Origin of the sequence: Xenorhabdus sp. PR6a, from assembly GCF_028599065.1 — a bacterium.
Lineage (GTDB): Bacteria > Pseudomonadota > Gammaproteobacteria > Enterobacterales > Enterobacteriaceae > Xenorhabdus > Xenorhabdus doucetiae.
The window spans coordinates 1-3,082 of record NZ_JAQRFJ010000119.1 but is presented as its reverse complement, the minus strand read 5'-3'; the positions used below and the strand labels follow the sequence as shown (position 1 = coordinate 3,082).

General features: G+C 39.4%; 4 protein-coding genes and 1 pseudogene. 2 read left to right on the top strand and 3 right to left on the bottom strand.

The annotated features are described in order from the left end of the window. Positions 1-121: 121 nt before the first annotated feature. Positions 122-1,180: an oxygen-dependent tRNA uridine(34) hydroxylase TrhO gene (trhO, locus tag PSI15_RS17365; protein WP_273584613.1), complete on the bottom strand. Its 1,059-nt coding sequence runs from the start codon at positions 1,178-1,180 to the stop codon at positions 122-124. A gap of 263 nt (positions 1,181-1,443) precedes the next feature. Continuing rightward, positions 1,444-1,641, bottom strand: coding sequence for a hypothetical protein (locus PSI15_RS17360; protein ID WP_273584612.1), 198 nt, complete (start codon positions 1,639-1,641; stop codon positions 1,444-1,446). Positions 1,642-1,805: 164 nt separating this feature from the next. On the opposite strand from PSI15_RS17360, the pseudogene PSI15_RS18640 reads away from it, so the two are divergent. Continuing rightward, positions 1,806-1,955: pseudogene (locus PSI15_RS18640) on the top strand (IS5/IS1182 family transposase); the annotation flags it as partial. Positions 1,956-2,086: 131 nt separating this feature from the next. Here the strand turns inward: PSI15_RS18640 and PSI15_RS17350 are convergent. Then, complete coding sequence (locus PSI15_RS17350; protein WP_273584611.1) at positions 2,087-2,305, bottom strand: hypothetical protein; 219 nt, start codon at positions 2,303-2,305, stop codon at positions 2,087-2,089. Between the two features lie 90 nt (positions 2,306-2,395). Here PSI15_RS17350 and nqrE point away from each other — a divergent pair, with 90 nt between their 5' ends. Beyond that, complete coding sequence (gene nqrE, locus PSI15_RS17345; RefSeq protein WP_273584610.1) at positions 2,396-2,995, top strand: NADH:ubiquinone reductase (Na(+)-transporting) subunit E; 600 nt, start codon at positions 2,396-2,398, stop codon at positions 2,993-2,995. Positions 2,996-3,082 lie beyond the last annotated feature (87 nt).

Here is a 3,082-nt window from a genome sequence, read left to right as displayed (position 1 = left end):
CCTATCTTAGTATAATAGTGGCAATAGAATAAATTCCCAGTCACATAGCGAATTATGTGACTGGGACAATAAACGCAGATAATAAATCTACAATTTGAAAGATGAAAACTAACTAGAACGACTACTTAATAGATTGCAGTGATGTGATATGCAAGCCATCATTTAACCGATAGCGGGACTTATTAAAGATTTTAGCGCCATTCTCTCTTCCTGCCCGACGAGTACGCTGTTCTTCTCCTGGCAGTCTCATCTCTTTGCGACAGGCATCGCTGCAACAACCTTCGAAATGTGCTGCACAAGATGGGCACTGGATAAACAACAAATGGCAGCCATCGTTCTTACAGTTGGTATGGCTATCACATGTTGCTCCGCATTGATGGCAGTGCGCAATGATATCTTCAGAAATACGTTCACCCATGCGTTCATCAAAGACAAAGTTCTTGCCAACAAACCGGACTGGCAATCCCTGTTCTTTCGCTTTACGGGCATATTCAATAATGCCACCTTCTACGTGGTAAACTTTGCTAAAACCGTTGTGCAACATATAAGCACTCGCTTTTTCGCAACGAATTCCACCGGTACAGTACATAACTACATTTTTATCTTTATTGTCCTTCAGCATTTCCACAGCCATTGGCAACTGCTCACGAAATGTATCTGATGGAATTTCAATCGCGTTTTCGAAATGCCCGACTTCATATTCGTAGTGGTTACGCATATCGACAAAGACGGTATCAGGATCATCCAACATTTGGTTAACCTGCTCCGCTTTCAGGTATTCGCCTGTTTTAGATGGATCAAAAGTTTCATCTCCAATACCATCGGCAACAATGCGTTCACGCACCTTCATGCGCAATACCCAAAATGACTTACCATCATCTTCCAACGCAATGTTAAGACGCAAATTGCATAACGCCGGGTCGGTCTCATCTAATAATGCTCTCAACGCATCAACATTTTTGGAAGGCACACTAATTTGTGCGTTGATACCTTCTTTGGCGATATAAACCCGCCCAAAGACAGATAATTCAGCAAACTTTTGATACAAACTATCGCGAAAAGCCTGTGGTTCGGAAATAGTAAAATATTTATAAAAAGAGATTGTCGTGCGCGGTTCATTTTCAGCCAACATGCGCTCTTTTAGCTCTTTATTAGAAATACGGTTATGTAACACTGGCATGGCGTTCAAAATATCCTTGTAGTTCATTGATATCTATACATTTATGTCTGTCTGTGTCCACAGAGTGTCCACACTTGACCATTATCGGCAATATTTAACTAAAAACCCTGAGTTCACACTTAGGGTTTTTATTTTCTACAATATACTTTTTCTTGTGACCTAGATCTATCAATCTGTGCCCTGAACGCGTTGAACATTGACTAACAATACACCCATAATTTATTTTTAATCAGTATGTTATCTCGGTTATGACAATGACATTGTTAGGCACAATATTGATGCCGTCGCTGCCAGTATGACCAACGTAAACTCTGTTCGATTGTCTCTCCCGTCTTTTTCACCGATTTTGACAACAGATTACGCGGTTCCGAGACACTGGGTGCTATCAATCCCTCCGGTGTTTTTTCTCCCGTACCCGCGAGCAATTTGAGCAGATACTCCCTTTGTTTGGGCACGCCCATAAACAAACGGCACCCTGTGAATCCGGCAACCTTCTGGAGTATGAAGAACACCGAACCCGCTGAATACAAAGGCTATAATGCCGGGGAAAAGATATCAGGAATCAAACGTCAGCTTGTTGTCGATAATCATACTCAGTTGGAACGCGGGTAAAATGCTTATGGCCGATAGTGGGTATACTGGGGAGGCGTTTGCCCTGTCGTTAAAATTGCTGTGTGGTGCTACCGTAACAATTGCCAAACGTTCTGAATTGCATATGTTCGTGGTGATCCCCAACCATTGGGTGGTTGAGCGTTCATTGGGCTGGTTAGAAAGATACGGACAAAAACATTTCTATTCAAATAATATTATCGGTTGTAGAAATAACGTTATCCGCGATAATCGGGGTACTATTCAACCCCGATTAAAATTTACTATTGGTTGTAGAGGAAAATACCAACATTTCTGTTAGTCTTCATGACTGATTCCGTGTGTCAGGTACAAATTGTCAGTCTCAATATTCCTATCAAATATGACATATCTGGGTAAAACTTCACCTTTAATCCACATTCTTACGCTGCAATTTGCTTGAGTCACTTCAACATCATAATGATCTATTTTATAACGTAAATTGGGATAATACTCATCAAGTGCCGCTAAAACTCGCTCTTCCAAGTCCATACTCATAAATCTACCTCCCAGCTTTTTAAAAGATAGCTTTAAGTAATTTACTGTTTTATTTAGACTATAAACAGCTTATCATACATGGGAGGGATTATGATTGAAAATCACTTAAACATACTCATTAAAGCAGCTTTTATTGAAAATATGGCTCTAAGTTTCTTCCTTGGGATGTGTACTTTTTTAGCTGTTTCTAAAGAGGTTAAAACCGCATTTAAACTAGGGATAACTGTCACAGTATTACTTACATTATCCACACCAATCAATAACTTAATCTATAATTATATACTCAAAGAAGATAGCATCGTTGAAGGCATAGACTTGTCATTTCTTAATTTTATCACCTTTATCGGTGTCTTAGCTGCTCTTGTCCAAGTTTTAGAGATGTTTCTGGATAAATTCATTCCCTCCCTGTATCACTCGCTAGGAATTTTCCTACCTTTGCTCACTATCCACTGCGCGATTTTTGGTGCCACCATATTTATGGTTGAGCGGAACTATAATTTTGCTGAATCTATTACTTATGGTGCAGGTTGTGGCATTGGCTGGATGCTGGCGATTATCGCCTTAGCCGGATTACGAGAAAAAATGAAATATTCAAATATTCCCAAGGGACTAAAAGGGCTAGGTATTACCTTTATCACTGTCGGTCTTATGTCACTTGGATTTATGTCATTCTCTGGAATATCACTTTAATAAACGAGGGTGAGCCATACACATCATCTAATATAGTGATAATTAGACAATAAATTAATTATATTTTCCAAGTTATATAAATTTTTA

Bases quoted from the DNA above. Each gene is read 5' to 3' on its own strand.
- nqrE (WP_273584610.1), top strand. From the start codon at position 2,396: ATGATTGAAAATCACTTAAACATACTCATTAAAGCAGCTTTTATTGAA.
- PSI15_RS17360 (WP_273584612.1), bottom strand. From the start codon at position 1,641: ATGGGCGTGCCCAAACAAAGGGAGTATCTGCTCAAATTGCTCGCGGGT.
- trhO (WP_273584613.1), bottom strand. From the start codon at position 1,180: ATGCCAGTGTTACATAACCGTATTTCTAATAAAGAGCTAAAAGAGCGC.
- PSI15_RS17350 (WP_273584611.1), bottom strand. From the start codon at position 2,305: ATGAGTATGGACTTGGAAGAGCGAGTTTTAGCGGCACTTGATGAGTAT.